This window comes from Streptomyces sp. NPDC041135 (genome assembly GCF_055592085.1).
The window spans coordinates 71688-96659 of sequence record NZ_JBVIYZ010000005.1 but is presented as its reverse complement, the minus strand read 5'-3'; the positions used below and the strand labels follow the sequence as shown (position 1 = coordinate 96659).

Here is a 24972-nt window from a genome sequence, read left to right as displayed (position 1 = left end):
GCGAACCCTGGCGAATAGTCGCTCGGCAACCTCCACCGGGCTACTGTCAACTCAGCCGAGAACCTGGGGGCTTGACGTGAGCGGACAACCCAACACCCGCCTTGCGGACCTGTTCGGCCTGGCCGGCTGGTCGAAGGGCGAACTCGCGAGAGCGGTCAACAAGCAGGCGGCGGTCATGGGCCACCCCCAGCTGGCGACCGACACCTCGCGGGTGCGGCGGTGGATCGACACGGGAGAGATCCCGCGCGATCCGGTGCCGCGGGTGCTGGCGGCCCTGTTCACCGAGCGTCTCGGCCGTGTCGTGACCATCGAGGACCTCGGTCTGGTGCGGCACGGGCGTACGGGAAGACGGCAGGACGGCGGGGACGCGGAACATCCCGACGAAGTGCCATGGGCGCCCGGACGTACCGCCGCGGTCCTCACCGAATTCACGGGAATGGACCTCATGCTCAACCGACGCGGCTTGGTGGGCGCGGGTGCCGCGCTCACCGCGGCGACCGCCCTCAGCGGCTCCATGCACGACTGGCTGCACTCCGACCCCACACTCAAGGCTGACGCCCCCGTCCTCGACGACCCCCTGCACGCCGACCCCGCCGGGTTCGACCGCTACGAGGCCGCCCCCATCGGGTCGCAGGAGATCGAGGAACTGGAGCGTTCCGTCGAGGTCTTCCGCGCCTGGGACGCCGCCCGCGGCGGCGGGCTCCAGCGCAAGGCCGTGGTGGGCCAGCTCAACGAGGTGGGCGGCATGCTCGCCTACCACCACCCCGACCACCTCCAGCGGCGCCTGTGGGGCGTCGCCGCCAACCTGGCCGTCCTCGCGGGCTGGATGTCGCACGACGTCGGCCTCGAACCCACGGCCCAGAAGTACTTCGTCATCGCCGCCCACGCGGCCCGTGAGGGCGGCGACCGGCCCCGCGCCGGGGAGGCGCTCTCCCGGGCGGCCCGCCAGATGGTGCACCTCGGCCGGCCCGACGACGCACTCGACCTGATGAAGCTCGCCAGGACCGGCTCCGGTGACGAGGTGCTGCCGCGCACCAAGGCCATGCTCTACACCATCGAGGCCTGGGCACAGGCATCCATGGGCAAGGGCCAGGCGATGCGCCGCACCCTGGGCGCGGCGGAGGACCTCTTCGTCTCCGACCGGGGCGACGTGCCGCCGCCGAGCTGGATGCAGACGTTCAAGGAGGAGGACCTGTACGGCATGCAGGCCCTGGCCTACCGCACCCTGGCGGAGTTCGAGCCCGGCGCGGCCCTGCACGCCCAGCACTACGCGGAGAAGGCGCTGGCGCTGCGGGTCGACGGGCGGCAGCGGTCGAAGATCTTCGACTTCCTGTCCATGGCGTCCGCCTGCTTCATCGCCGACGACCCCGAGCAGGCCGCCCGCTACGCGCGTCTGGCCCTGGTGTCGATGGGGTCGAACTCCTCCCACCGCACCTGGGACCGGCTGCGCCAGATGTACCGGCTCAGCGCCGAGTACGCCGGGTACCCAAAGGTCAGCGAGTTGCGGGAGGAGATCAGGCTCGCGCTGCCCAGGCCGAGGAGCGGAGGGAGCGACAACGCCCGGGCGTGACGTGGATGTTCAGCACGTTCCTGACGGCCGCCGATGACTAACCGGTCACCCGGGCGACGAGCACACAGGCGTCGTCCGCACGTTCGGCCGCATCGAACTCCTCCCCGACCGTCCGCACGCAGTCCTGTGCGGTGCCCGCCGCGGCGAACCGCGGGGCCAGGCCGAGGAGCCGGTCCACGGCCGCCGCCCCGCTGTGCCCGGGCACCAGGCCCTCGGTGTGCAGCAGAAGGAGGTCGCCCGGCTCGAGGGTCACTTCGGCCTGCCCGTAGACGGGTCCCGTGGTGGCGCCGAGCAGGACGCCGTCCGGCGCGTCCAGGGCACGCCCCGTCCCGTCGCGGTACAGCAGCGGGGCGGGGTGTCCCGCCTGCGCCCACACCAGTGTGCGGGTCCGGGGGCGGTAGCGGCAGCACACGGCGCTGCCGAGGGCGGGCTGCGCGCCGGCGTCGAGTAACTGGTCCAGCCAGGCCAGCAGTTGCCCGGGCTGGGTCCCGGCCATGGCCATGCCGCGCACGGCGCCCAGCAGCGAGGCCAGGGTCGAGGCGACGGCCACGCCTTGGCCGGTGAGGTCGCCCACGCTGAGCAGGGTGTCGCCGTCGGCCAGTTCGAGCGCGTCGTACCAATTCCCGCCGATCGGCGTGCGGTCGGCGCCGGGCAGCAGGTGGGCGGCGAGGTCGAGCGTCCGCGGCCCTCCGTGCGGGAGCCGCGGGGCGCCGCGCCAGGGGGGCAGGACGGCCTCCTGCAGCTCGGCCGCGACCCGGTGCTCGCTCTCCGCGCGCGCCCGGTGGTGCCGCAGCGAGTCACGCCTCTCGCGTACCGTGCGCTGGCTGCGGCGCAGTTCGCTGACGTCGCGCAGGACGGCCCACATCGACACGGTGGAGCCGTCGGCGTCGAGCACCGGCTCGCCCATCATGTGCACGCTCCGCACGGTGCCGTCGGGCCGTACGACGCGGAACTCGCCGTCGATGGGCCTGGCGTCGACCAGGCAGTCCGTCACCATGGAGGTCAGCGTCGGCCGGTCCTCCGCGACGACCAGCGCGGGCAGTTCGTCGAGGGTGAGCGCGGCGGTGGACGGGTCGCGGCCGAGGATCCGGTACCACTCCGCCGACCAGCGGGCCTCGTCGCTCAGCAGGTCCCACTCCGCGGTGCCGACCCGGCTGAGCAGCGCGCCGTGCGCGGCGCCGCCCGCCGCCGGGCCGGCCCCGGGCGTCGGCGGCGCGTCGGCCCGGACGGCCGGAGCGGGGGGCGGGCCGTCCCGCAGCTGGGCGAGGTGGGCGTCCAGGTCGTCGAGCTGGTGGAGGGCGAGGTCGTACAGCGCGCGCTGCCAGCGGTCCTCGGGGTCCGAACCGTCGCTGCGCGCGTCCCGCCGCACGGCGTCCACGTCGCCCTTGAGCCGCCGTGCCTGCGAGATCAACGCGTCGACCGAGCCGCGCCCGGGCGGCTGGGCGGCTGGGTGGTCCGCGGAGACTGGGGACGGCATGACGCACTCCGATGCGGGGACGGTACGGCCAGGGCGACTGGAGGGACCGTTACGACTGTTGCACAGCGGGCGACGCCCTGTAAGGGATTCGGCGACACACGATACGGTGGTGCTTCTGGCATGTGCCAGAGTCTTCCCGGCGGGATCGTCCGGTGCGTCCGGCGTACGCGATGCAGCGGTCAAGTCGTAGGAAGACTACGGGAGTTGAGGTCCGCGTCGCCGCGCTCACTCATCTGTTCGACGTGCGGTCGTTCCCGCTGTGGCGCGAACCCGGCGGGCCGCCCCGACTCTGTCCGGATTTCGTGTCATGTGAACGCCCTCCGCGGACTCCTACAGGCATGGACATCACAGTCGAACAGCCCACCCGTGCCTGCCTGGTCACCGCCGAGGACGAGGAGATCCCCGTGTCGGCCACCCTCCGCTACACCTCGGGGGATCCGCTGGCCGTCTTCGTCGACTTCCCACCCGAGGCGGCCCTCGAGGGCGAGAGCGTCACCTGGACCTTCGCGCGCTCCCTGCTCAGCGAGGGCCTCGGGGCCCCGGCCGGCACCGGGGACGTGCAGATCTGGCCCTGCGACCGCGCCCGTACCGTCCTGGAGTTCCACTCGCCCCACGGGCTCGCCGTGCTCCAGTTCGACACGGCGGCGCTGCGCCGCTTCCTGCTGCGCACGCACGCCGTGGCGGCGCCCGGCCGGGAGGACGTCGCCGCGGTCGTCGAACGCGGTCTCAGCGCCCTGTTCGGCGGGGTCTGAGTGGCCGTCACCGGCGGACGGCCCGGACGCAGTGTGCCGCGGGGGCACCCTGTGACGCGGGCGCCGTTCCGCCCGGCCGCGCCGCCCCGGCCGCGCGGGCGGCCCACCGCGCACCGCACGCCACGCCTCAGTGCGCGGCGCCGCCGTACAGCTCCGGGCGCGGGGCCGGTTCGACGGCCGTGCGCACACCGGTCTCCAGCGCCCGCACCCCGGCCTCGGCGACCACCGAGGCCGCGTAGCCGTCCCAGGCGCTGGGTCCGGTGACCTCTCCGCGGCGGGTGGCGTCCACCCACGCCTGCACCTCGCGGTCGTAGGCGTCGGCGAACCGCGCCAGGTAGTCCTGCGCCACCTCCCGGCGGGCGGTGCCCCGGGCGGTGACGGTCATGCCGTGATCGTCACCGATCCGGGCGCTGCCCGCCTCGCACACCGCCTCGCAGCGGACCTGGTAGCCGAACCCGCAGTTGACGAAGACCTCCACGTCCACCAGGGCGCCGCGGTCGGTCTCGAACACCACGAACTGCGGGTCGGCCAGGCCCTCCGGGGCACCCGTCGAGGGCGCCGGACGCAGCACCGTCACGGCCGTCAGCTCCTGCCCGAGCAGCCAGCGGGCGGCGTCGATCTCGTGCGAGACGGAACTGTCGATCAGCATGGCGCTGGTGAAGTGGTCGGGGGAGGAGACGTTGCGGTGGGTGCAGTGCAGCATCAGCGGCCGCCCCAGGCCGCCGCCGTCCAGCAGGGCCTTCAGCCGCCGGTACTCGGTGTCGTAGCGGCGCATGAAGCCGATCTGGGCCAGCCGCCGCCCGAGCCGCGTCTCGGCCTCCACGACCCGCAAGGCACCGGTGGAGTCCGGCACCATGGGCTTCTCGCACAGCACCGGCAGGCCGCGCGCGAAGGCGGCGAGCAGCGCCTCCTCGTGCGCGGGGCCGGGGGAGGCGATCAGCACGGCCCGGACGCCGGGCGCGTCCAGCGCAGCGGCCGGGTCGCCGTGCACGCTCACCCCGGCCAGGCCGGCCACGGCCTCCTTCGCCCGCTCGGTGTCGGGGTCGGCCACGGCCGCGACCCGGGCGCCGCTGACCACCTGATCCAGGCGCCGAATGTGGTCGGCTCCCATGTGGCCGGCACCCAGTACCGCTACCCCCAGCAGGTCACCCACGTGCGCTTCCCCTCTCGGCCGGTGATCACGCCGTAGCGTACGCCGCCGGGAGGACACCGCAGAGAGGAGCGCGTCGGGGGCGCCGGGCGCCGGTTCGGTGTCTCAGTACCGCAGGACCCCGGCGATGCCGTCCGCGTCGCTCAGCGTGCCGTCGGGGACGAAACGGACGTCCGCCCCGGTCTCCAGGCACTGCTCCACGATCTCGTCGACGATGTCGTCGCGGGCGTCGAGGTCACCGTCGGCGGCCGGCTCCAGGTGTTCCCCGGCCTCGCGGACGGTCGCGCGGTAGTTCTCCTCCACCGCGAGCAGCCGCACCCGGCCCTCCCGGGCGCTCTGCCACAGCTCGTCCACGCCGGCCGCGAACTCCTTGCGGCCGCGCGCCCCGTCCAGCTCGTGGGCCACGGCGCCGGCGACCCGGTCGGCCTCCGCCGCCAGCACCGGCCGTACCGCCTGCCACACGGCCTCGGGCGTGCCGTGCGCCAGACCGCCGTGCGGGACGGGTACGGCGCACTTGGCGATCCCGCCGATCTCGTCCAGCAGCGACAGGCCCGCCTCGGTGCCGGTGACGTAGAGCGGACGCGGGGCGGTGCGCAGCAGCGCGGTCATCGCCAGGTCGGCGTCGCGCAGGAAGTGCCGGACGTCCTCGTCGCGGTGGATGCTCGGCGTGTCACCGACCCGCTGGAGCCGCTCGGCGTCGAAGTTCACCCGGTCCCTGACCATCGGGAAGGCGCCCCCGGTGACCGCGACGACCCGGTCGGCGCCGCCGTCCCACAGCGTGACGCGGTCGGCGGCGATCGACAGCACCCAGAACGGGCGGTGGGCGGCCTGCGCGGAGACGAGGTTGCGGGTGAGGAAGGTGTCGGAGAGCACGACGCGCTCGGGCACGCTGCGGGACAGGGACCACACCTGGTGCTCGCCGGGAGCGGCGAAGATCGCTAGACCGTCCTCGGCGTGGGCCAGGTCCACCTCGGCCAGGGCCCGGTCGAGCTGGTCGACGACGTCGCCGCGCCGGGACCGGGTGACCGCGGGATCGGACTCCAGCCGTCTCTTGGCCTCGGTGACCGCGTTGCGCAGCCGGACCTGGTCCTGGCCGCCGCCGCGTTCCCGGCGGTGCGTGGGCGTCAGTACGGAGACGGCCGGGTAGGGACGCGGACGTCGCAGCTCGGCGAGGGTCGACGGACTCAGTGCGTGCTCCATAACAGAACGATAGGGCCGAATGACGTACGGGGCATTCGGGGTCGTACCGGGCAGCCGACGGCCCCGGACCGGTGACGGCGGACGGCCGGGCCGGTTACCGTACCGGTCAGTAACCGGCTGGGCGGCAGCTCCGGCCGGCGCACCGCACACCAGGAGGCTCCATGCCGCAGCTCGAGGTCGACGGCGCGACCCTGACGTACGACGACGAGGGCCCCCGCGACGGCGCCGGCGCGCCCCTGGTGTTCGTGCACGGCTGGACGGCCGACCGGCACCGCTGGGACCACCAGCTCGCCCACTTCGCCGGGCGGCGCCGGGTGGTCCGGCTCGACCTGCGCGGGCACGGGGAGAGCAGTGGGGCCGGGGTGCGCGCCATCGAAGGGCTGGCGTGGGACGTCCTCGCCCTGCTCGACCGCCTGGGCATCGAGCGGTGCGTGCTGATCGGCCACTCGATGGGCGGCATGATCTGCCAGAGCATCGCCCTCACCCACCCCGGGCGGGTGGAGCGGATGGTGCTCGTCAACTCCATCAGCCGGATGACCTACAGCCGGGGCCGCGGCCTGCTGATGGCGGCCTCCACGCTGGTGCCGTTCAAGCTGTTCGTGGCCGCCAACATCCAGCGCGCCTTCGCCCCGGGCCACCCGCGCGAGGAGGTCCGCTCCTACATCCGGGCCTCCGCGGGCATCCCGCGCGAGGTCGTGATGACGCTCTACGGCGCCATGCGGGCCTTCGACGTCCTGGACCGGGTCGGCGAGATCACGATTCCCGTCCTGCTGGTGCACGGCTGCCACGACGTCCAGCTGCCCGTGCGGCAGATGCTGCGGATGGCCACGGCCTACCCGGACGCGGAAGTCCGGATCATCGACGCGGGCCACGAACTGCCGGTGGAGAAACCGGCCGAACTGACCGCCGCCCTGGACCGGTTCCTGAGCGACCGGCCCTGACCGACCGGCCCCGCCTGCCCGGCCGGGCCGCCGGCGTCGTCCCTCAGCCGTGCTTCAGGGCCCGGTCGGCGGCCGCCGCCGACGGCTGCCACCACGTCGTCACCGGCTCCCAGACCCGGACGGTCTTCCCGGTGCCCAGATCGGCCGCGGTGAACGCCCGGCCGCGCAAGGAGGCCCGCGCGGCCACGGCGATGCCCGGCACCTGGCGGGCCTCCGGGTCCGCCGGGTCGGTGATCGTGCGCACGGCCGCGTACGCGGTGCCGTGCGCGGCGAGCCGGTACGTCCCGCTGCCGCCGGCCGGCACCGGCAGGGCGGCCCCGTCCAGGTCCCCGAACGTCACCGTGGGCACCCGGTCCACGGTGCAGGCGTGGGCGCCGCGGTGGGTGACGCTGACGCGCACCACCCGGGTGTCGCCGGTCGCGGCCTTCGCCCGCACGGTCAGCGACGAGGCCGGGCAGGCGGCGGTGCGGGCCGGTGCCGCGGCGGCCTCGCTCGGCGGCGCGGTGAGCAGCAGGGCCGCGGCGACGGCCGAGGCGGCGGGTACGGCGAGGGCGGTGCGGACACGCATGGAAGTTCCCCTGTTCCTGTTCCGGTCCTGTGCGGGTGGCGCCTGACCTGAGCACGCCTGCCCACTGTGACGGCCGGGATGCGCACACGGTTGCCCGCAATGCCGCCTGTTACCCGCTTGCGTGGTTGCTGTCATCACTCGGGCGCAATTGCGGCCGGATCGCGGCCCGCGGGCTCAGCCGCCGCCCCGGGTGTCGGCGGGACAGGAGCCCCCGCCGGCCGGGAGAGACCCGTACAGCAGGAACTCGTCGACGGTGCGGTGGACACACTTGGAGGAGGAGTAGCCGGTGTGGCCCTCGCCCTTGTTGTCGAGCACCACCGCCGCCGGGCCCAGCCGCCGGGCCGTCTCCACGGTCCAGCGGTACGGCGTCGCCGGATCGCCCCGGGTGCCCACCAGCAGCATCCGAGCGCTGTCGACGTCCTTGACCCGGTCGCGGATGAAGGTGGTGCCCCGGGGGCGGCCGTAGCACATCAGGACCTGGGTGAGCCGGTAGCGGCCGAACACCGGCGACGCCCGCTCGTAGGCGGCCCGCAGCCCGGCGAGGTCCCGGGTGACCTGGGCCGAGGTGGGCCGGTCGGGGTCGTCCGCGCAGTTGATCGCCATGAGGGCGGCCGGCAGGTTGTCCATGGGGACGTCGTCGGGGCTGACCAGCCCGCCGTCGTGCCGGTGCCCGCGCACCGCGACCGTCTGGCCGCCGGTGGCGAAGTTCTGCACGCCGCGCGTGTCGCCGTCCTGCACGAGCGAGGCCAGGGCCCGCTCCAGCGAGGGCCACAGCTGCCTGCTGTAGAGGGCCTGGCCGATGGCGCCGACCAGGTCCTGGCCGGTGAGCCGGCCACCGAAGTCGTCCGGCACCGGGTTCTCGTCCAGCGAGCGCACCACCTGGACGATCTGCTTCCCGGCCAGCCGCCGGTCCTGCCCGAACGGACAGGCGATGTCCGTCACGCACCAGTCGAGGAAGTCGTCCAGCGCCGTCTGCTGTCCCTCCGCGCCCGCCACCCCCTGCTCGGCCAGGGACTCGGTCAGCGTGTCCACGCCGTCCAGCACCACCCGCCCCACCTTGTCCGGGAACTGCGCCGCGTACACCGCGCCGAGCCGGGTCCCGTAGGAGAAGCCCAGGTAGTTGAGCTTCTTGTCGCCGAGCGCCTGGCGGATGACATCCAGGTCCCGGGAGGCGTTCACGGTGCCTATGTGGGGCAGCACCGGGCCGGAGTTCTCGGCGCACTGCGCGGCCGCCCGCCGCAGTCTCTCGAGCAGGGCCTGCGGATGGCGCAGGTCGGCGGCCGGGTCCATCGCCGCCGACGCCTCCTCGGTGCCCTCGCCGCAGCTGACCGGGGAGGACCGGCCGACGCCGCGCGGATCGAAGGTGACCACGTCGTAGCCGTTGGTCAGGTCCATGTACTGCTTGCCGTCCTGGGCGAGTTGGCTGACGCCGGGGCCGCCGGGGCCGCCGAAGTTCAGCAGGACCGAGCCCTGGGAGGCGCCCGTGGCCCGGTAGCGCGCCAGCGCCAGGTCGAGGGTGCCCGCGCGGGGCCGGGCGTAGTCCAGCGGCACGGTGACCCTGGCGCACTGAAGGTCCTTGGGCATGTCCGCGCCCTCGCAGGCCGCCCAGACCGCCTTCTGCCGGTAGAAGCGGGTCAGGTCGGGCTGCGCCTCCTGCGCCCCCTGTGCCTGCTCCGCCTCCTGCGCCCCCTGTGTCTCCTGCGCGGCCGTGATGCCGTCCGTGGCCGCGGGCAGCCCGGCGCCGAACAGCGCCAGGGCGAGCGCCGAGGCGCCCGCGCAGCGCCGGACGCCGGCCCGTCGCACCTGCTTGGCCAGCATCGATGCCTCCCGATACGTCCCGCAGCGGACCGTGGACAGCGCTCCCGCTCACCATAAGCGGACCCCGGACGGCACGCCTCCGGACGGGTGGCGCGGCACCCGGTGACCCGTCGTGCGGGCGGGACGGGAGGCGACGGAAACGCTCATTCGACTGCTTTACCGCCGGTTCGATAGCCGTGCCACTCGATGGGGTGAAAGGCAGATAAGCCATAACTCGGATGGTTCGCCCGCGTTTTATCCGGTGCGGGCGAGCGCCCGTGACCATGTCTGGAAGGCAGTGAACCGATGAAACGGGTTACCCGAAACGGTGTGATCGCGGTCGTCGCCGCTTCCGGCGCGATGGCCGTGGCCCTGCCGGTCTCCGCCGCGTTCGCGGCAGGGGGCGCCGCCGCGGACGGCTCCGCGGTCGGCTCGCCCGGGGCGGTCTCCGGCAACACCGTCCAGCTCCCGGTGCACGTCCCGGTGAACGTGTGCGGGAACACCGTGAACGTGGTGGGGCTGCTGAACCCGGCCGCGGGCAACACGTGCGCGAACACCGGACCGGGCGCGCGCGACCGGCACAGCGGGACGTCCGGCGCCAGCGCCGGCGGCCGGGGCCGGGACGGTGGCTCGGCCACCTCGGGCGGGGCCTCCGCGCACGGCGGAGGAAAGGATTCACCCGGAGTGCTCTCCGGCAACGGCCTCCAGCTCCCGGTCGACCTCCCCGTGAACGTCAGCGGCAACTCCGTGAACGTGGTCGGCATCGGCAACCCGGCCGTGGGCAACCGGTCCGACAACGGCCCCGGTGACGAGCCCGACGCCCCCGCGCCGCAGGCGCCGCCCGAGCCCGCCGCCCCCCGTACGCACCGTCCCGCACCGCGGCCCCCGGCCGCCGAGCCGCCCGCGGCCGCGCTCGCCCACACCGGGGCGGACCTGACGGCGCCCGCGGTCGCCGGGAGCGCCGTGCTCCTGATCACCGGCACGGCCCTGTACCGCCGCTTCCGGCCCCGCCGCGAGAGCTGACCGGCCCGGCTCAGGCGCCCCGCCGCGAGCCCGCGGCCGCCTTGCACGCGGGCCCGCCGCGGGCGCGGCCGGCGCGGCCCGCGCCGGCCCCGCACCGGATCCGCTCCCTCAACGGCCTTTCCCGCCCGGTTCGTTGGCCCCCTGCCGGGTGCCTCGCGGCGGCCGGTCCCGGCTTGGCGCATCGCGCGGTGATCGGGAAGGATGCTGCGGGCGGCGCGGATGCCGCGCCGGCCGACGCCTACGCGAACGGAGCGCACCGATGACCTCAGCGGCCCCCCAGCACCTCGTCGTCACGCAGGCCACCCCCGAGGACTGGCCGGTGATCAGCGGGTGGGCGGCCGACGAGGGCTGGAACCCCGGCCTGGCCGACGGCGCCGCCTTCTTCGCCCAGGACCCCGACGGGTTCTTCCTCGGCCGCGTCGACGGCGAGCCGGTGTCCGCCGTCTCCGTCGTCACCTACGGCCCGGACTACGCCTTCCTCGGCTGCTACCTGGTCCGCCCGGACCTGCGGGGCCGCGGTTACGGCCTCACGACGTGGAAGACGGCGCTCGCCCACGCCGGCGACCGCACCGTCGGTCTCGACGGAGTGGTCGCCCAGCAGGACAACTACCGCCAGTCGGGCTTCGAACTCGCCTACCGGACCGTCCGTTTCACCGGCACCGTCGGCGCCGCCGGCCGCCCGGCCCCCGGAGCCGATCCGGGCGTCCGCCCCGCCACGCCCGCCGACCTCCCCGCCGTCACCGCCTACGACGGCGCCTGCGTCCCGGCCGACCGTCCGCGCTTCCTCGCCGAGTGGCTGACCGGGCCCGGCCACCGCGGCGTCGTCCGCCACGACGGCGACCGCCTCACCGGCTACGGCGTCATCCGCCCCGGCCGCGACAGCCTGCGCATCGGCCCGCTGTTCGCCGACACCCCCGAGGACGCCCGGGCGCTGTTCGCCGCCCTCACCGCCGACGCCGCCGGCCGCGAGGTCGCCATCGACGTGCCCGAGCCGAACACCGCGGGCACCGCGCTCGCCAGGGAGGCCGGACTCACCCCCTCGTTCGAGACCGCCCGCATGTACACGGGCCCGGTGCGCCCCCACGCCCAGGAACGGGTCTTCGGGGTGACCACACTCGAACTCGGCTGATCCACCCGGGCGTTCGGACATCACGCCGCGGGGCGTACGGGCGCCGGTGCCGCGCCTCGCGGCCGGTAATCCCGTTGCCCGCCGGCGCCCCGGCTGCTGGAGTGAGCCCATGGATCACGCGGCGGTACTCGCCCTCTACGACCGGGACATGCGCCAGGGGGCCCGGCCCGACGGCCCCGGCGCCCGCGTCGAACGCGCCGGCGGCGTGGTGCGCCAGGTCGCCGACGGACACGGCTGGAACGGCATCCTCTGGTCGGCGCTGGACGAGCGGGACGCGGACCGGGCCATCGCCGACCAGATCACCCACTACACCGCGCTCGGACGCGGCTTCGAGTGGAAGCTCTACGCCCACGACCGCCCGCGCGACCTCGGCGCCCGGCTCGCCGCCGCCGGATTCCGGCCCGAGCCGGAGGAGACGCTGATGGTCGGTGAGACCGCCCGGACGGCGCTGGACGCGAGGCCGCCCGACGGCGTCCGCCTGCTGAGCGTCACCGACGCGGCCGGCGTCGACCTCCTCGTCACCGTGCACGAGCGGGCCTTCGGCGGCGACGGCACCCGGCTGCGCCACCAGATGCTGGACCGGCTGGCCGCCGCCCCGGACACGGTCGTCGCCGTCGTCGCGCTCGCCGGTGACGAACCGGTCGCCGCCGCCCGGATGGAACTCGTGCCCGGCACCCGGTTCGCCGGACTGTGGGGCGGCGGCACCGTCGAGGCCTGGCGGGGCCGCGGGCTCTACCGGACCCTCGTCGCCCACCGCGCCCGGGTCGCCGCGGACCGCGGTTACCGCTACCTCCAGGTCGACGCCTCGCAGCTCAGCCGCCCCATCCTCGAACGCCTGGGCTTCGCCGCGCTGAGCAGGACGACGCCGTACCTGCACGGCGGCTGACCCGCGGGTCCCGGCCGCTCACGCCGCCGGGACGGTGTGCTGCGGGGTGTTCCAGCCGGAGATCCGCACATGTGGCGCGGAGCCGTGCAGGTCGGCCGTGCGGTAGGTGGCCGTCAGCCTCACCGACTCACCCGGCCACAGGCTGACCGCGTTGTCCGACCAGCGCACCGGCAGCACCGGCCGGCCCGCGGCGTCGACGAGATGGGCGTCCGTCAGCAGCGCCGGCGTCCCGCCGGTACCGGTGCGGCGCAGGGTCACGGTCGTCGTGGAGACGGCGCCCGACGCCGTGGTCACCGCCGTCGCCGCCACCGGCACCCGGGCCATCGAGGACAGCCCGGTGAGGTCGGCGTAACCGGTCGTCGGCGTGTGGTACCAGTCCGTGTGCGCCCAGTCGAGGGTGTCCGGCCGGGTGGACAGCCAGTACACGTTCCGACTGACCTCGCGGCCGCCGGCGTCCGTCAGGGTCAGGCGGAGCAGACGGGTCGCCGCCGGTCCGTCCACGGCCGCGGGCAGGGTGAGCACGGTGCTGTGCGCGCCGTCGCCGCGCACCGTCACGCCCGGGACCGTCCGGTCGTACCTGCGGGTGCCGTCGGGGTCGGACAGGGTGGCGCGCGCGGTCAGCGCGGTCGCGGAGCCGTGCCGGTTGTTCACCACGACGACCGAGCGGTCGTCGTAGGAGTACTGCACGTGCAGCGGCTCGTTGGCCTTCTTGGTGCCGAAGTAGGCACCGCCCTGGTCGAGGTGACGGTCCACCAGCTGCCAGTGCAGCGAGGTCCAGCCGCTGTTGAACATCCAGTAGACGACACCGGTGGCGGGGGCGGAGGCGTCGGTGGCGTTGCGCGCGTAGGCCTCGAACTGCGCCCGGACGTTCTCGTACTGCGCCAGCTGCGCCTTGCGTACGTAGTCCGCGAGGCCGGCCGGGGCGCCGTAACGGCCGGTGAGGGCGCGGTCGTAGAGCTGGAGGGTGTCGAAGACGGCCGAGGGGGAGCGGTGGTACTGCCGGGCGCCGGGCTGCTTCCAGAGGGTGTCCAGCTCGGCGGGGGTCAGCATCCGGCGCAGGGTGTCCAGGGTGGGGATGTCGGGGCCCGCGCTGGTCTCGGAGTTGAAGCCGGTGGCCCCGCCCTCGCGCTTGGCGTACCAGTAGCCCGGCGGCACCCAGTCGTAGGGGCCGGTCATCTTCATGCCCGAGCGGCCGAGCCGCGGGGAGGCGGCGTCGGAGGCGGCGGCGACCACGGGCACGGACCAGTCGGCGGCCGCGAGCGCGTCCAGGTAGGTCTTCTCGATCCGCTCGTCGGGCGCGGCGTCGCTGCCGACGAGGAAGGAGACGACGCTCGGGTGGTCGCGCAGCCGGGCGGCCTCGGCGGCCATGGAGGCCCGGGCGACCGGGTAGTCGGCCTCCGTCCACCGCTCGCCCTTCTCACCGCTGTTGACGTTGCCCTCCCACTTGTCGCAGCACTCCCAGCCGGGCAGCGTCAGGATGCCGTAGCGGTCGGTGAGGTCGAAGAACTCGTCGGGCTCCAGGTGCCCTTCCAGGCGGATGGTGTTCAGGCCCAGGTCGAGGGCGTACTTCAGGCGGTCCTCGGTGTAGACCGGGTCCCAGCGCAGGAACTCGTCCGGTGACCAGCCGCCGCCCTTGATCAGCAGCCTGCGGCCGTTGATCCGGTACTCCCGGGCGCCGTCGGCGTTCAGGGGCGCCCGCACGTCCCGGATGCCGAAGGTGCGGTGCGCGGTGTCCGACACCGTCCCGGTGACGGACGCCGTGAGGTCCAGGCCGTACAGCGGCCGGCCGCCCATCCCGGCCGGCCACCACACCTTCGGCGAGGTCAGGTGCAGGCCCGGGGTGTCGGCGGGGGAGAAGGTGACGGTCTTCGTCTCGTGCGGGGCGAGCCGGACGGTCCTGGCCAGACGCGTGCCGGCGACGCTGCCGGTGATCCGTGCCTGGACCGGTGCGGCGGAGTCGTTGCGGGCCCGTGCCCGGACGGTGAGGTCGGCGCTCGCCAGCGAGGGCACCTTCAGGGCGGTGACCACGTGCGCGTCGCGCAGGGCGACGGGGCCGCCGCGCTGGACCACGACGTCCCGGACGATGCCCATGTTCTCGTCGGGCGGCGGCTGGAGCCAGTCCAGCCAGCCCATGGTGAGCCGCTTGTTCGGGTCGTTGGGCTCGACCCGGAGGGCGACGGTGTTGGTGCCGGCCCTGACCAGCGCGGTGATGTCCAGCTCGTGGCGGGTGTAGGCGCCGGTGACGGCGGCGGCCCGGGCCACCCGGTGGCCGTTGACGTGGACGTCGGCCGCCGAGACCACCCCGCTGACGTCGAGGTAGGTGCGCCGGGAGGTGTCGGCGACCGTGAAGTCCGAGCGGTACCACCAGGGCACCTGGAAGGCCGACCTGGGGATCTTCCGCTGGGCGGTGGAGTAGAACGGGTCGCCGTACACGCCGTTGGCGAGGAGGGCGGCGAGGACGGTGGAGCGCGGGCCCGCCGGGTACCAGCCGGTGGCCGGGTAACCGGGGGAGGAGACGGCGGAGGCGGGGTCGGGCGTCTGCGCGGTGGAGCGGACGGCGAAGCCCCTCAGCGGGGTGCGGGACCCGGCGGCGGACGGCACCCGGGTGACCTCGGCCCGGCCGTGCGGTGAGGACGTCCGCTCCGGCCCGGCGGCGGCGGTGGGTGACCCGGCCCAGGCCAGGGCGGGCAGCGAGCACAGCAGGCCCAGTGCCGCGGCGGCCATGGTGAGGCGGTGCCGGGGGGCGGGGCGAGGGAACACGGCGGTCTCCAGCCTCGGGGAGCGACTCGGGGCCGGGCCGGGGCACGGCTGACGACGAGTCAAGCACCGGGCGGCCGCCAGGCGTCGGCGACGCCCCCGCCCGTCACCCGGTCGCCCGCACGCCGAGGCCGTCCGCCCGCACGCCGAGGCCGGTCCGCCCGGGCGGACCGGCCCCGGTTCTCTCCGTGTGCCGTTGTATGTGTCCCACTTCCTTTCCCTCTGGACTGTGTTACCGGTGGCTCCTGGGGGCGCTCTTCGCCGCCGTGGCGGCGCACACGAGCCCGAGGGCGAGCGCCAGCGCGCCGATGACGATGTTGTTGACGATCACCCCGGCGTCCGGGCCGCTGCCCACCACCCAGGGTGCGACGACCATCCAGACGCCCATGGCGCACATGGCCCAGCTGAGGCCGTACATCCGGGCCGGGGCCGCGGTGAATCCCAGCGCCAGTACACCGATGGCGATGCCCATGATCAGGTTGTGCGTCGCCAGGGCCGGCTGGCTCAGTGTGCAGTGCAGGATCCACGGGGACGCCGCGCAGTACAGCCCGAGCAGGAAGACCGGTCCGTCCACGAGCACCACGTCGCGGCCGCCGAGCACGCGGTCGTAGCGCTCCCGCATCTCGGGGGCGTCGGGGTGGCTCGTCATGTCACCCCGGGTGCGCGAGACGTTGGCCATGATCCGTCTCCTTCGGCTTCCGGGCCTGGCCGCGCCGGACGCGGCAGCTGCTGTGCGCCGCATATCCATTTTGCGCCTGTTGCTCCCTTATGTGTAGGGGTAGCACATGTGTGCGGCTCACATGGACGCCGGTTCCTCCCCGGCCGCCTGCGCCGCGGGCTCCAGACGGTCGCGCAGCCGGTGCAGCCCGCGCCGGGCGTGGCTCTTGACGGTGCCCAGCGGCCAGCCCGTGCGGGCGGCTATCTGCGGCTGGGTCAGGTCCTCGTAGAAGGCCAGCCGCAGCACCCGTCGCTGCGCCGGGGGCAGCCGGTCCAGCTCGTGCCCGACGAGCACCCGGTCCAGGACCGCCTCGGGCGCGTCCGCCCGCGGGTCGGCGGAGGCCAGGGCCGAGCCGGCCGCGGCGGTCAGCTCCCCGCGCCGGGTCCGCGCCGACAGCGCGTCGGCCACCTTGCGGCGGGTGATGCCGACGATCCAGCCGCCGAGCGGACCGCGCTCGGGCCGGTAGGTGCCGCGTCCGCGCCACACCCCGAGGAACACCTGCTGGGTGACGTCCTCGGCCTCACCCGCGTCGCCGAGCGAACGCCGGGCCAGCGTGTACACCAGCGACGACCAGCGGCGGTACGCGGCGCTCCAGCAGGCCTCGTCGCCCGCCACCAGGCCCCGCGCGAGCTGCTCGTCGCTGAACGTCTCCCCGGCCGGTGCCTGCGGCGGTGCGGCGCCGGCCCGGTCCCGGGGGACAGTGGCCGCAAGCGGAGTCATGACCGCGGCTCCTCCCATACCGTCGGATTCCGTCGCCGTCATCCTGGGAGCCGCCGGACCGGGCGATCAACTCGCATCGTTTCTGCGTCGTATAGTCGGTGCATGAGCACGATCGGGACGGACCGGACCGACGGCGGGACCTCCACTACGGGCCCCGGCCGCCCGCCGTCCGCCGCGGACACCGGGCTCACCACCGGCGCGCTGGCCCGCAGGCTCGGCGTCTCGCCCACCACCCTGCGGTCCTGGGACCGCCGCTACGGCATCGGGCCGGCCGTGCGCGCCGACGGCCGCCACCGGCGCTGGACGCCCGCCGACGTGGCCATGCTGGAGACCATGTGCCGGCTGACCGCCGGCGGCGTGCCGCCCGCCGAGGCCGCCCGCGCGGCGAAACAGGGAGCGGGGACGGCGCCCCCCGCCGCCGTGTCCGTCGCGCCCACGCGGTCCCGGGCGGCCGGCGCGCTGCCGCTGGGCGACGTACGGCAGGAGTGCCGGGGACTGGCCCGCGCCGCCGTGCGGCTGGACGCCGCCGCCGTCGAGGACCGGCTCGCCGCCGCCGTCGCCGAGCACGGCGTGGCCACCGCCTGGCACGAGGTGATCGTGCCCACCCTGCACGCCGTCGGCCGCAAGTGGGCGTCGTCGGGGGACCGCTACGTCGAGGTGGAGCACCTGCTGTCCTGGCACGTCTCCACCACCCTGCGCCGGCACACCCGCCCCCCGGCGACCGCCGACGGCGCCGGGGCCCCCGGCCCGGTGGTGCTGGCCTGCGTGCCCGGTGAGGAGCACACCCTGCCGCTGGAGGCGCTCAACGCCGGGCTCGGCGAGCTGGGCGTCCCGACCAGGATGTTCGGCGCCGCCGTGCCCGCGGAGGCGCTGACCGCCGCGGTACGGCGGCTGGGTCCCGCCGCCGTGGTGCTGTGGGCGCAGTCGCGGTCCTCGGCGAGTCCGCCGCTGGCCCGGCACATCGCCTCCGCCGAGTGGGGCGTCAAGGGCGCCCGGCGGCAGCCCGCGGTCCTGCTGGGCGGCCCGGGCTGGGCTGGACGCCCGCTGCGCGGGATGCCGCGCCCGGCGAACCTGCATGAGGCCCTCGGCACCCTCGACGCCCTCTACCGGGCACTCCGGCCCACCGCGCCGGACTGACCACGGCTGCACCGACCGGACCCGGCCGGCCCGGGGACCCTCACTCCCGTTCGCGGGCCCGCCGGAAGCGGGCGAGGCCCTCGGACAGCTCCACGATCGGCTCCGGGTAGTCGATCGCCGCCCGCTCCGGCGCCGGCAGCCGCCACGGCTCGTGCACGGCGGCCCCGGTGAGCGACGCCAGCTCGGGCACCCACCGGCGCACGTACCCGCCGTCGGGGTCGTACCGCTTGCCCTGGGTCACCGGGTTGAGCACGCGGTTGGGACGGGTGTCGGTGCCGGTGCCCGCCATCCACTGCCAGTTGAGCTGGTTGTTGGCGAGATCCCCGTCCACCAGCAGCTCGAGGAAGTGCCGGGCGCCCACCCGCCAGTCGACGTACAGCGTCTTGACCAGGAAACTCGCGGTCAGCAGCCGGGCCCGGTTGTGCATCCAGCCCTCGTGGCGCAGCTGGCGCATCCCCGCGTCGACCACCGGGTAACCGGTACGGCCCTCCCGCCACGCCGCGATGTCCTCGCGCGCCGTGCGCTCGGTCCGCCAGCGGTCGTGCTTGGTGCGGTAGTCGGTACCGGCCGCCTGCGGCCGGGCGGCCAGCACCTGCCGGTGGAAGTCGCGCCAGGCGAGCTGCCGCACGAAGGCCTCCGCGCCCGGTCCGCCCGCCGCACGCGTGCGGTGCACCAGCTCCACCGGGGAGAGCGTGCCGAAGTGCAGGTACGGCGAGAGCCGGGAGGTCGCGTCGCCGGCCAGGTCGTCGTGGCCGCCCTCGTACGCGCTCACGCCCGAGCGCAGCCAGGCGGAGAACCGCTGCCGCCCCGCCTCCTCGCCCCCGGCGGCCAGCCCCGGCGACAGCGCGGCCGGGACGGGGCGGCCGGGCAGCTCCTCGGAGGCGATCCCCTCGGGGACGCGCACCGCGCGGGGCGCGTCCAGGGTGTCCCGCAGCCGCTGCTGCGACCACTGCCGGAAGTACGGCGTGAACACCGCGAAGTGATCGGAGGACGCCGGGGTCAGCCTGCCGGGCGCCACCGTGGTGGTCACCGTGTCGTGGACGTGCAGCCGCCGCCCGTCCGCCTCCAGCGCCTGCCGCAGCCGCTGCTCCCGCCGGTGCGCGAAGGCACTGGCGTCGGCCGCCAGGTGCACCTCGTCGGCATCCGCCTCGGCGACCACCTTGCACACCTCCTCGACCAGCTCGCCCGAGCGGACCACCAGCCGCCCCCCGCGCTCGCGCAGCCCGCCGTCCAGGGAGCGCAGGCAGTCGGCGAGGAAGGCGAGCCGGTTGGGTGCGGCGAACCCGGCCCGGTCCACGCCCGGGTCGCGCACGAAGAGCGGGACCACGGGACGGCCGCCCTCCAGCGCGGCCCGCAGCGGGGGGTGGTCGTGCAGCCGCAGGTCGGCGGTGAACAGGACGACCGAGACGTTCATGGCGCGGCTCCGGTACGGGGACGGGGGAAGGGAAGGGGGCTCACCCTGTGCTTCCGGGTCACCGGCCGCGGCGGATGCGGGCGGGCCGGCGATCCCTCGTCCGGGTGACCGCCCCCTCGCTCTCGGCGGCCCGCGCGATGTTGCGGGCCATCCCGCCGAACACCACCGCGTGGAAGGGCGAGACGCTCCACCAGTAGGCGTGTCCGAGCAGCCCGTGCGGATGGAACAGGGCGCGCTGGCGGTACCGGCTGCGGCCGCTGCCGTCCGGCTCGGCGCACATCTCCAGCCAGGCCAGCCCCGGCAGCCGCATCTCGGCCCGCAGCCGCAGCAGCCGGCCCGGCTCGATCTCCTCCACCCGCCAGAAGTCCAGCGAGTCGCCGACCCGCAGCCGCTGGGCGTCCCGCCGCCCCCGGCGCAGGCCCACCCCGCCGGCCAGCCGGTCCAGCCAGCCGCGCAGCGCCCAGGCCGGCGGGAAGGAGTACCAGCCGTTCTCACCGCCGATGCCCTCGACGACCCGCCAGAGGGCGTCCACCGGCGCGTCGACCCGGACCGCACGCCGGTCGGTGTAGAGGCTGCCGCCCGCCCAGTCGGGGTCGGTGGGCAGCGGGTCGCTCGGCGCGCCGGGTACGGCGGCGGACGACCAGCGGGTGGCCACCTGGGCGTCCCGCACCCGCAGCAGGGCGAGCCGGACCGCCTCGTCGAAGCCGACCGGATGCCCCGGCGGGTCGGGCACGTACCGGGTGATGTCGTGCTCGCGGCACACCACCTCGTGGCGCAGCGACTCCGCCAGCGGCCGGGCGATGCCCGCGGGCACCGGCGTGACCAGGCCGACCCACAGGCTGGACAGCCGCGGGCTGAGCACCGGCACCGGGAAGATCAGCCGGCGGGGCAGCCCGGCCACGGCCGCGTAGCGCAGCATCATCTCCCGGTACGTCAGGATCTCCGGCCCCCCGATGTCGAAGGCCCGGCTGACCTCGGCGGGCATGCGCGCGCTGCCGACGAGGGTGCGCAGTACGTCCCGTACGGCGATCGGCTGGATCCGGGTGCGCACCCAGCTCGGGGTGACCATCACGGGCAGGCGCTCGGTGAGGTAGCGCAGCATCTCGAAGGAGACCGACCCGGAGCCGATGACGATCGCCGCGCGCAGCACCGTGGCCGGCACGCCCGACGCCAGCAGGATGCGGCCCACCTCCGCGCGGGAGCGCAGGTGGGGCGACAGCTCGCGCTCCGGCACGCCGGCCGGGGTGAGTCCGCCGAGGTAGACGATGCGCCGGACGCCGGCCGCGCGGGCCGCCTCGCCGAAGACGCGCGCCGCCCGGCGGTCGGTCTCCTCGAAGCCGCCCGGCTTGCCCAGCGCGTGCACCAGGTAATAGGCCACGTCGACGTCCCGCATCGCCCCGGCGACGGAATCCGCGTCGGTCACGTCGCCGCGGACCACCTCCACGTCCGCCGTCCAGGGGTGGTCGCGCAGCTTGCCGGGGGAGCGGGCCAGGCAGCGCACGCGGTACCCGGCGCCCAGCAGCTCGGGCACCAGGCGCCCCCCGATGTACCCCGTGGCCCCCGTCACCAGGCAGCGCGGCCCGCCGCCCGAGTCGTCACCGCTCATCGGTCCGGCCCTTCCCTCGGTCCCTGTCGCCGGGGCCTGCCGGCCCCCTGTGATCCCTTCCACGGGGACGCCGCCGGCGGATGCGCGCACTCCGAACGGAGGAACCACGCACGCAGGGGCATGACAGTGCGGATGCCGGGCAGGCGGATCGCAGCGGGTACAACCGGTTCAGCCACTTGATCCAGTCGATCCCCTTGATTCTGTTCGGCCAGTTCATTCAGTTCATTGAGTTCAGCCAGTTCGTCCCGTTCGTCGACGCAGGAGGTGTCCGCCGCCATGAGTGCGAAGGTGTTGGAGCGATTTCCCGCGGGTTCTCCTCGCGGTTCCTGGCCGGCCGAGGAGTACGCCGCCGCGCGCCGTGCCGAGGGGGAGGCCGCGACTGTGGTCATGGACCTGAAGTCCGATGCCTTCCTCGTCGTGATCCCGGCCCAGGACGACGACTGACGCCACGGGAACCGAGCGGGGCGGGTGCCGCGAAGCGGACGGGGCGGGTACTGCTGACGAGCGGACCCGCCCCGAGCCGTGTCGGCACACTGTGAGACGGCGACACGGCAACACGGCGCGTGACGCACGGACTTGGGTCCTGGAGGGAGCGCGCCGCGGGCCGCGCCCGCGGAGGTGCTGCCGGGCCGGCGGTGACGTGAGCCGGGCAGCGCCGGGGGTCGCCGGGTGACCGGCCGTCAGAGCCGCACGGCGAGGGAGAACGGCCGTCCGTAATTGCGTTGCCCCGTTTCCCTGTTACGGCCGGATGAAAGGCGCTGGTCCGCGATGCGAGACCCGTCCGGGTTCTTCTTGACGGCTCCCGGGGCGACTGCCACGATCGACGACATGACAATGCGACTGGACCTCACGCGGCGACGCCATGTCGACCTCGCGCGCGTCTCCAGCACCTCCTGTCGCACCGCGGCCTGACCTGCCCCTCCCGGTCCGCCGCGCCTCGAGCACCTCTCCCGGCGCCACGATTCCCGCCCGGCACACGGCATTCGGCTCACCCTGAATTCGGCATGCACCGGATTCGGCATGCCACCGATCCGCCTGCCCCGGATTCGACACGCAGCGCGCATTCGGAAAGCGCCACCGACGTCACCGACAAACCGACAAGGCGTGCCCGGCATTCGGCGTGTCCGAGAGAGCCCGTGACCTGAATCCCCCTCACCCGCGCCCGCCACGCATGCGGCTGCCGCGCGGAACCACCCGGTCAGGCGCCTCCGGTCGCTTCCTCCTCTGCCCGCGACGTTTCGCTCCGCTCGCCACCACTCCACTCCGCACCGCACCGCACCGCAAGAAAGAGGCACCCATGGCCACCGTCCTGTCCCTCTCCGGCAGCCCGTCCGCCTCCTCGCGCACCGGCCGCCTGTTGCGCCATCTGGACCAGCGGCTGACGGCACAGGGCCACGAGGTCGTCCCGCTCGACGTCCGCACCATCCCCGCCGAGGCCCTGCTCGGCGCCGACTTCCGGCACCCGGCCATCGTCGAGGCGACCGACCTGGTGGCGCGGGCCGACGGGGTCGTGGTCGCCACCCCCGTGTACAAGGCGTCGTACTCCGGCGTCCTGAAGGCCCTGCTCGACCTGCTGCCGCAGTACGCGCTCAGCGGCAAGACCGTGCTGCCGCTCGCCACCGGCGGTTCGACCGCACACGTCCTCGCCATCGATTACGCGCTCCGCCCGGTGCTCAACTCCATGGGCGCCGCCCACATAGTCCAAGGCTGGTTCACCCTCGACAAGGACATCACCGTGCGGGAGGACGGGACGCTCTCCGTGGCCCCGGCCGCCAGTGAGGCACTGGCCCAGGTGGTGGACCAGTTCTCGACCGCCCTGACCACCCGCATCCCGGTCCTGGCGGCGGCGGGCTGAGGATCGCGACGCGGATCACGATTTGGACGGCTTTCGACGACCACCACGGCGCCGGGAGTGGCCGCGCGGCCCGCGCGCGCGGTTCCCGGCGGGCCGGGTGCGGTAATTCCTCCGGCTGCCCGGGGCGCGGTGCCGGGCGCGGTGACCGCCGTTCGTGTAGGAGGAGGGGAACCCGTTCGACATCCCCGCGCCGCCGCCGACCGCAGGCGTGGGAACGAAGGAGCCTGCCATGACGCACTACCTGCTCAGCGTGGTCCAGCCGGCCGCTGGTGAGCCGCCCGCCCCGGACTCGCTCGCCACGATCATGCGGGACGTCGAGGCGTTCGACCAGGAGCTGCGCGACGCCGGCGCCTACGTCTTCGCGGGCGGCCTCCAGGGCCCGGAGACGGCCACCGTGCTGCGCCCCGCGGACGGCGAGGTGCACACCAGCGACGGGCCGTACGCCGAGGGCGGTGAGTACCTCGGCGGGCTCTGCCTCATCGAGGCCGCCGACCTGGACGAGGCCCTGGGGTGGGGCAGGAAGGCCGCACTGGCCACCACCCTGCCCATCGAGGTACGCGCCTTCGCGGACACCCACTGACCCGGTCACCGGGCCCGTCGAGGCGTCCGCGCGGCCGCTTCCCGCTGTTGTCAGGAGCAGGGGACCGGGGCCGTGCGAGACTGCGCCGATGACCTCTGAAACGATCACCGCGCACGCGTCCGGCACTTGGAACCTCGGCGATCTGCCCGTCCACCGCATCGGCTTCGGCGCGATGCGGCTGACCGGCAGCGCCGCCTTCCACCTCGGCACGCCCAGCGACCGGGAGCGCTCGCTGCGGGTGCTGCGCCGGGCCGTCGAGCTGGGGGTGAACCACATCGACACGGCCGCCTTCTACTTCTCCTCCCTGCGTTCGGCCAACGAACTCATCAACACCGCGCTGTCCCCGTACGCCGACGACCTGGTCATCGCCGCCAAGGTCGGCCCCTACCGCGACTACCAGGGCGAGTGGGGCACCGGGGCCCGGCCCGAGGAGCTGCGCGGCCACGTGGAGGAGAACCTGCGCCAGCTCGGCCGCGACCACCTGGACCTGGTCTATCTGCGGCGCATGAACCAGGACTCGATCGCCGAGCACTTCGGCGCGCTCGCCGAACTGCGCGAGGCCGGCCTGATCCGGCACCTAGGGATCTCCGCCGTGGAGCCCCGCCACCTCCACGAGGCACAGGCGATCGCGCCGGTGGTGTCCGTGCAGAACCGGTACGCCCTCGACCGCCCCGACCCGGTCGACGACGAGATGCTGCGCCTGTGCGGTGCGGCGGGCATCGCCTTCGTGCCGTTCTACGCCGTCGCCGGCGAGGGCGCGGCGCACGGCGCGGCCGGAGCCCACGACGGGGAGGTACGTGCCGTCGCCGCCGAGCACGGCGTGACCCCCGCGCAGGTGCGGATCGCCTGGACCCTGAACCAGGGCCCGCACGTCCTGGCCATCCCCGGTACCGGCAACCCCGACCACCTCGCCGAGAACGTCGCCGCCGGCGCACTGCGCCTCACCCCGCAACAACTCGACCGCCTCGCCGCCCTGCACACCCAGACCAACTGACCCCACCCAGGCCCCCGGCCCGCCCGGCTTCCCCGGCCTGCCCGGGCCTCTCCGGCTCGTCCGGCGTGCCCGGCCTCTCCAGCCCTTCCGGCCCTTCCGCCCTCCGGCCCCCATGGTCTCTGCGACCTTAGGGCCGGGCCCCTACGGCCTCTCAACTCCTGCACCCCCTATTGGCCCTTCCGGCCCTCCGGCTCCACGGACCCTCAGGCTCCTCGCCGGCCCGTGGGGCCCCTGCGGTCTCTCCGACCCTGCGGCCTCTCCGGACCCTCCGGACCCCCCGGGACCCTTCGGCCTCTCGGCCTCTCCGCGACCCCTAGGGCCTCTCGGCTCCTAGGGCCTCTGCGGCGCCTGCGGCTCGTGCGGGCCCTCCGGCCCCTCCGGCCCCTTGGGCCTCCCGGGTGTCCCGGACGTGTGCCCCGGCGTGTGCCCCGCGGGACGCGTCGGGGGCCGCCCGACGGGCGTCCGGTGGGGCGGCGGCGGGGCGTGACCCGCCACCTCGATGCCTCCGGCCCGCCTCCCGCCCCACCCTCCGGGGCCCCCGGTCCCTCGCCGGCCCGTAGGGCCCCTGCGGTCTCTCTCCGCCCCTCCGGCCCCTGCCGCCCCTCGGGCCCCTCCGGGCTTCACGGGTGCCCCGGCCGCGTGCCCCCGGCGCGTGTCCCGCGGGACGCGTCCGGTGCCCCCGCGGCACAGGTCCGGGC

Annotated in this window: 21 protein-coding genes; 11 read left to right on the top strand and 10 right to left on the bottom strand. The window is 74.9% G+C overall.

Annotated features, from left to right (window positions below; translation table 11 throughout):
- The first annotated feature begins 76 nt into the window (after positions 1-76).
- Positions 77-1570 (top strand): DNA-binding protein NsdB, encoded by a 1494-nt coding sequence (locus ACZ6CZ_RS13945; protein ID WP_469019366.1) that lies wholly within the window; start codon positions 77-79, stop codon positions 1568-1570.
- A 37-nt stretch (positions 1571-1607) separates the two neighbouring features.
- On the opposite strand, the gene ACZ6CZ_RS13940 is transcribed toward ACZ6CZ_RS13945, so the two are convergent.
- Positions 1608-3047: a PP2C family protein-serine/threonine phosphatase gene (locus tag ACZ6CZ_RS13940; protein ID WP_469019364.1), complete on the bottom strand. Its 1440-nt coding sequence runs from the start codon at positions 3045-3047 to the stop codon at positions 1608-1610.
- A 338-nt stretch (positions 3048-3385) separates the two neighbouring features.
- Between ACZ6CZ_RS13940 and ACZ6CZ_RS13935 the strand changes: the two genes are divergently transcribed.
- Positions 3386-3799: an SsgA family sporulation/cell division regulator gene (locus ACZ6CZ_RS13935; RefSeq protein WP_469019362.1), complete on the top strand. Its 414-nt coding sequence runs from the start codon at positions 3386-3388 to the stop codon at positions 3797-3799.
- Positions 3800-3926: 127 nt separating this feature from the next.
- On the opposite strand, the gene ACZ6CZ_RS13930 is transcribed toward ACZ6CZ_RS13935, so the two are convergent.
- On the bottom strand, positions 3927-4952 hold the full coding sequence (locus ACZ6CZ_RS13930; RefSeq protein WP_469019359.1) for a Gfo/Idh/MocA family protein: 1026 nt from the start codon (positions 4950-4952) through the stop codon (positions 3927-3929).
- Positions 4953-5054: 102 nt separating this feature from the next.
- Entirely contained in the window at positions 5055-6149 is a 1095-nt protein-coding gene (locus tag ACZ6CZ_RS13925; RefSeq protein ID WP_469019357.1) for a baeRF3 domain-containing protein, read from the bottom strand.
- A 161-nt stretch (positions 6150-6310) separates the two neighbouring features.
- Between ACZ6CZ_RS13925 and ACZ6CZ_RS13920 the strand changes: the two genes are divergently transcribed.
- Entirely contained in the window at positions 6311-7090 is a 780-nt protein-coding gene (locus tag ACZ6CZ_RS13920; protein WP_469019354.1) for an alpha/beta fold hydrolase, read from the top strand.
- A gap of 43 nt (positions 7091-7133) precedes the next feature.
- On the opposite strand, the gene ACZ6CZ_RS13915 is transcribed toward ACZ6CZ_RS13920, so the two are convergent.
- Both ACZ6CZ_RS13915 and ACZ6CZ_RS13910 read right to left on the bottom strand, forming a co-directional pair.
- Positions 7134-7658, bottom strand: coding sequence for a DUF4232 domain-containing protein (locus ACZ6CZ_RS13915; protein ID WP_469019352.1), 525 nt, complete (start codon positions 7656-7658; stop codon positions 7134-7136).
- Positions 7659-7832: 174 nt separating this feature from the next.
- Positions 7833-9476 (bottom strand): alpha/beta hydrolase, encoded by a 1644-nt coding sequence (locus tag ACZ6CZ_RS13910; protein ID WP_469019349.1) that lies wholly within the window; start codon positions 9474-9476, stop codon positions 7833-7835.
- Between the two features lie 285 nt (positions 9477-9761).
- On the opposite strand from ACZ6CZ_RS13910, the gene ACZ6CZ_RS13905 reads away from it, so the two are divergent.
- The 3 genes from ACZ6CZ_RS13905 to ACZ6CZ_RS13895 all read left to right on the top strand — a co-directional run bounded on the left by ACZ6CZ_RS13905 (position 9762) and on the right by ACZ6CZ_RS13895 (position 12493).
- Entirely contained in the window at positions 9762-10478 is a 717-nt protein-coding gene (locus tag ACZ6CZ_RS13905) for a chaplin (protein ID WP_469019347.1), read from the top strand.
- A 259-nt stretch (positions 10479-10737) separates the two neighbouring features.
- Complete coding sequence (locus tag ACZ6CZ_RS13900; protein WP_469019344.1) at positions 10738-11607, top strand: GNAT family N-acetyltransferase; 870 nt, start codon at positions 10738-10740, stop codon at positions 11605-11607.
- A gap of 109 nt (positions 11608-11716) precedes the next feature.
- On the top strand, positions 11717-12493 hold the full coding sequence (locus tag ACZ6CZ_RS13895; RefSeq protein WP_469019341.1) for a GNAT family N-acetyltransferase: 777 nt from the start codon (positions 11717-11719) through the stop codon (positions 12491-12493).
- Positions 12494-12511: 18 nt separating this feature from the next.
- Here the strand turns inward: ACZ6CZ_RS13895 and ACZ6CZ_RS13890 are convergent, their stop codons facing one another.
- From ACZ6CZ_RS13890 to ACZ6CZ_RS13880, 3 genes are all read right to left on the bottom strand, one after another.
- The gene (locus ACZ6CZ_RS13890) at positions 12512-15253 is read right to left on the bottom strand and encodes a glycoside hydrolase family 2 protein (RefSeq protein ID WP_469019338.1); all 2742 of its coding nucleotides are present in this window, start codon (positions 15251-15253) and stop codon (positions 12512-12514) included.
- 229 nt (positions 15254-15482) lie between these two features.
- Positions 15483-15929, bottom strand: a complete 447-nt coding sequence (locus ACZ6CZ_RS13885; RefSeq protein WP_469019335.1) for an SPW repeat protein — start codon at positions 15927-15929, stop codon at positions 15483-15485.
- 117 nt (positions 15930-16046) lie between these two features.
- Positions 16047-16688, bottom strand: coding sequence for a sigma-70 family RNA polymerase sigma factor (locus ACZ6CZ_RS13880; RefSeq protein ID WP_469019332.1), 642 nt, complete (start codon positions 16686-16688; stop codon positions 16047-16049).
- A 102-nt stretch (positions 16689-16790) separates the two neighbouring features.
- On the opposite strand from ACZ6CZ_RS13880, the gene ACZ6CZ_RS13875 reads away from it, so the two are divergent.
- Positions 16791-17825, top strand: a complete 1035-nt coding sequence (locus ACZ6CZ_RS13875) for a MerR family transcriptional regulator (protein WP_469019329.1) — start codon at positions 16791-16793, stop codon at positions 17823-17825.
- Positions 17826-17865: 40 nt separating this feature from the next.
- Here ACZ6CZ_RS13875 and ACZ6CZ_RS13870 read toward each other — a convergent pair whose 3' ends face one another.
- Both ACZ6CZ_RS13870 and ACZ6CZ_RS13865 read right to left on the bottom strand, forming a co-directional pair.
- Positions 17866-19239, bottom strand: coding sequence for a cryptochrome/photolyase family protein (locus ACZ6CZ_RS13870; protein ID WP_469019327.1), 1374 nt, complete (start codon positions 19237-19239; stop codon positions 17866-17868).
- A 58-nt stretch (positions 19240-19297) separates the two neighbouring features.
- A complete protein-coding gene (locus ACZ6CZ_RS13865) occupies positions 19298-20845 on the bottom strand; it encodes an SDR family oxidoreductase (protein WP_469019324.1) in 1548 nt (515 codons plus the stop codon).
- A 276-nt stretch (positions 20846-21121) separates the two neighbouring features.
- On the opposite strand from ACZ6CZ_RS13865, the gene ACZ6CZ_RS13860 reads away from it, so the two are divergent.
- The 4 genes from ACZ6CZ_RS13860 (at position 21122) to ACZ6CZ_RS13845 (ending at position 24274) form a co-directional block, all read left to right on the top strand.
- Positions 21122-21289, top strand: coding sequence for a hypothetical protein (locus tag ACZ6CZ_RS13860; RefSeq protein ID WP_469019322.1), 168 nt, complete (start codon positions 21122-21124; stop codon positions 21287-21289).
- An 853-nt stretch (positions 21290-22142) separates the two neighbouring features.
- Entirely contained in the window at positions 22143-22700 is a 558-nt protein-coding gene (gene ssuE, locus ACZ6CZ_RS13855; RefSeq protein WP_469019319.1) for an NADPH-dependent FMN reductase, read from the top strand.
- A 229-nt stretch (positions 22701-22929) separates the two neighbouring features.
- On the top strand, positions 22930-23280 hold the full coding sequence (locus tag ACZ6CZ_RS13850; protein ID WP_469019316.1) for a YciI family protein: 351 nt from the start codon (positions 22930-22932) through the stop codon (positions 23278-23280).
- 88 nt (positions 23281-23368) lie between these two features.
- Positions 23369-24274 carry an aldo/keto reductase gene (locus ACZ6CZ_RS13845; RefSeq protein WP_469019313.1) on the top strand — a complete coding sequence of 302 codons (906 nt, stop codon included), beginning with the start codon at positions 23369-23371 and terminating at the stop codon, positions 24272-24274.
- Positions 24275-24972 lie beyond the last annotated feature (698 nt).

Coding starts and splice junctions, on each gene's coding strand:
- ACZ6CZ_RS13880 (WP_469019332.1), bottom strand. CDS start 16,688: ATGACTCCGCTTGCGGCCACTGTCCCCCGGGACCGGGCCGGCGCCGCA.
- ACZ6CZ_RS13920 (WP_469019354.1), top strand. CDS start 6,311: ATGCCGCAGCTCGAGGTCGACGGCGCGACCCTGACGTACGACGACGAG.
- ACZ6CZ_RS13915 (WP_469019352.1), bottom strand. CDS start 7,658: ATGCGTGTCCGCACCGCCCTCGCCGTACCCGCCGCCTCGGCCGTCGCC.
- ACZ6CZ_RS13850 (WP_469019316.1), top strand. CDS start 22,930: ATGACGCACTACCTGCTCAGCGTGGTCCAGCCGGCCGCTGGTGAGCCG.
- ACZ6CZ_RS13865 (WP_469019324.1), bottom strand. CDS start 20,845: ATGAGCGGTGACGACTCGGGCGGCGGGCCGCGCTGCCTGGTGACGGGG.
- ssuE (WP_469019319.1), top strand. CDS start 22,143: ATGGCCACCGTCCTGTCCCTCTCCGGCAGCCCGTCCGCCTCCTCGCGC.
- ACZ6CZ_RS13875 (WP_469019329.1), top strand. CDS start 16,791: ATGAGCACGATCGGGACGGACCGGACCGACGGCGGGACCTCCACTACG.
- ACZ6CZ_RS13885 (WP_469019335.1), bottom strand. CDS start 15,929: ATGGCCAACGTCTCGCGCACCCGGGGTGACATGACGAGCCACCCCGAC.
- ACZ6CZ_RS13860 (WP_469019322.1), top strand. CDS start 21,122: ATGAGTGCGAAGGTGTTGGAGCGATTTCCCGCGGGTTCTCCTCGCGGT.
- ACZ6CZ_RS13910 (WP_469019349.1), bottom strand. CDS start 9,476: ATGCTGGCCAAGCAGGTGCGACGGGCCGGCGTCCGGCGCTGCGCGGGC.
- ACZ6CZ_RS13935 (WP_469019362.1), top strand. CDS start 3,386: ATGGACATCACAGTCGAACAGCCCACCCGTGCCTGCCTGGTCACCGCC.
- ACZ6CZ_RS13905 (WP_469019347.1), top strand. CDS start 9,762: ATGAAACGGGTTACCCGAAACGGTGTGATCGCGGTCGTCGCCGCTTCC.
- ACZ6CZ_RS13900 (WP_469019344.1), top strand. CDS start 10,738: ATGACCTCAGCGGCCCCCCAGCACCTCGTCGTCACGCAGGCCACCCCC.
- ACZ6CZ_RS13895 (WP_469019341.1), top strand. CDS start 11,717: ATGGATCACGCGGCGGTACTCGCCCTCTACGACCGGGACATGCGCCAG.
- ACZ6CZ_RS13925 (WP_469019357.1), bottom strand. CDS start 6,149: ATGGAGCACGCACTGAGTCCGTCGACCCTCGCCGAGCTGCGACGTCCG.
- ACZ6CZ_RS13870 (WP_469019327.1), bottom strand. CDS start 19,239: ATGAACGTCTCGGTCGTCCTGTTCACCGCCGACCTGCGGCTGCACGAC.
- ACZ6CZ_RS13940 (WP_469019364.1), bottom strand. CDS start 3,047: ATGCCGTCCCCAGTCTCCGCGGACCACCCAGCCGCCCAGCCGCCCGGG.
- ACZ6CZ_RS13845 (WP_469019313.1), top strand. CDS start 23,369: ATGACCTCTGAAACGATCACCGCGCACGCGTCCGGCACTTGGAACCTC.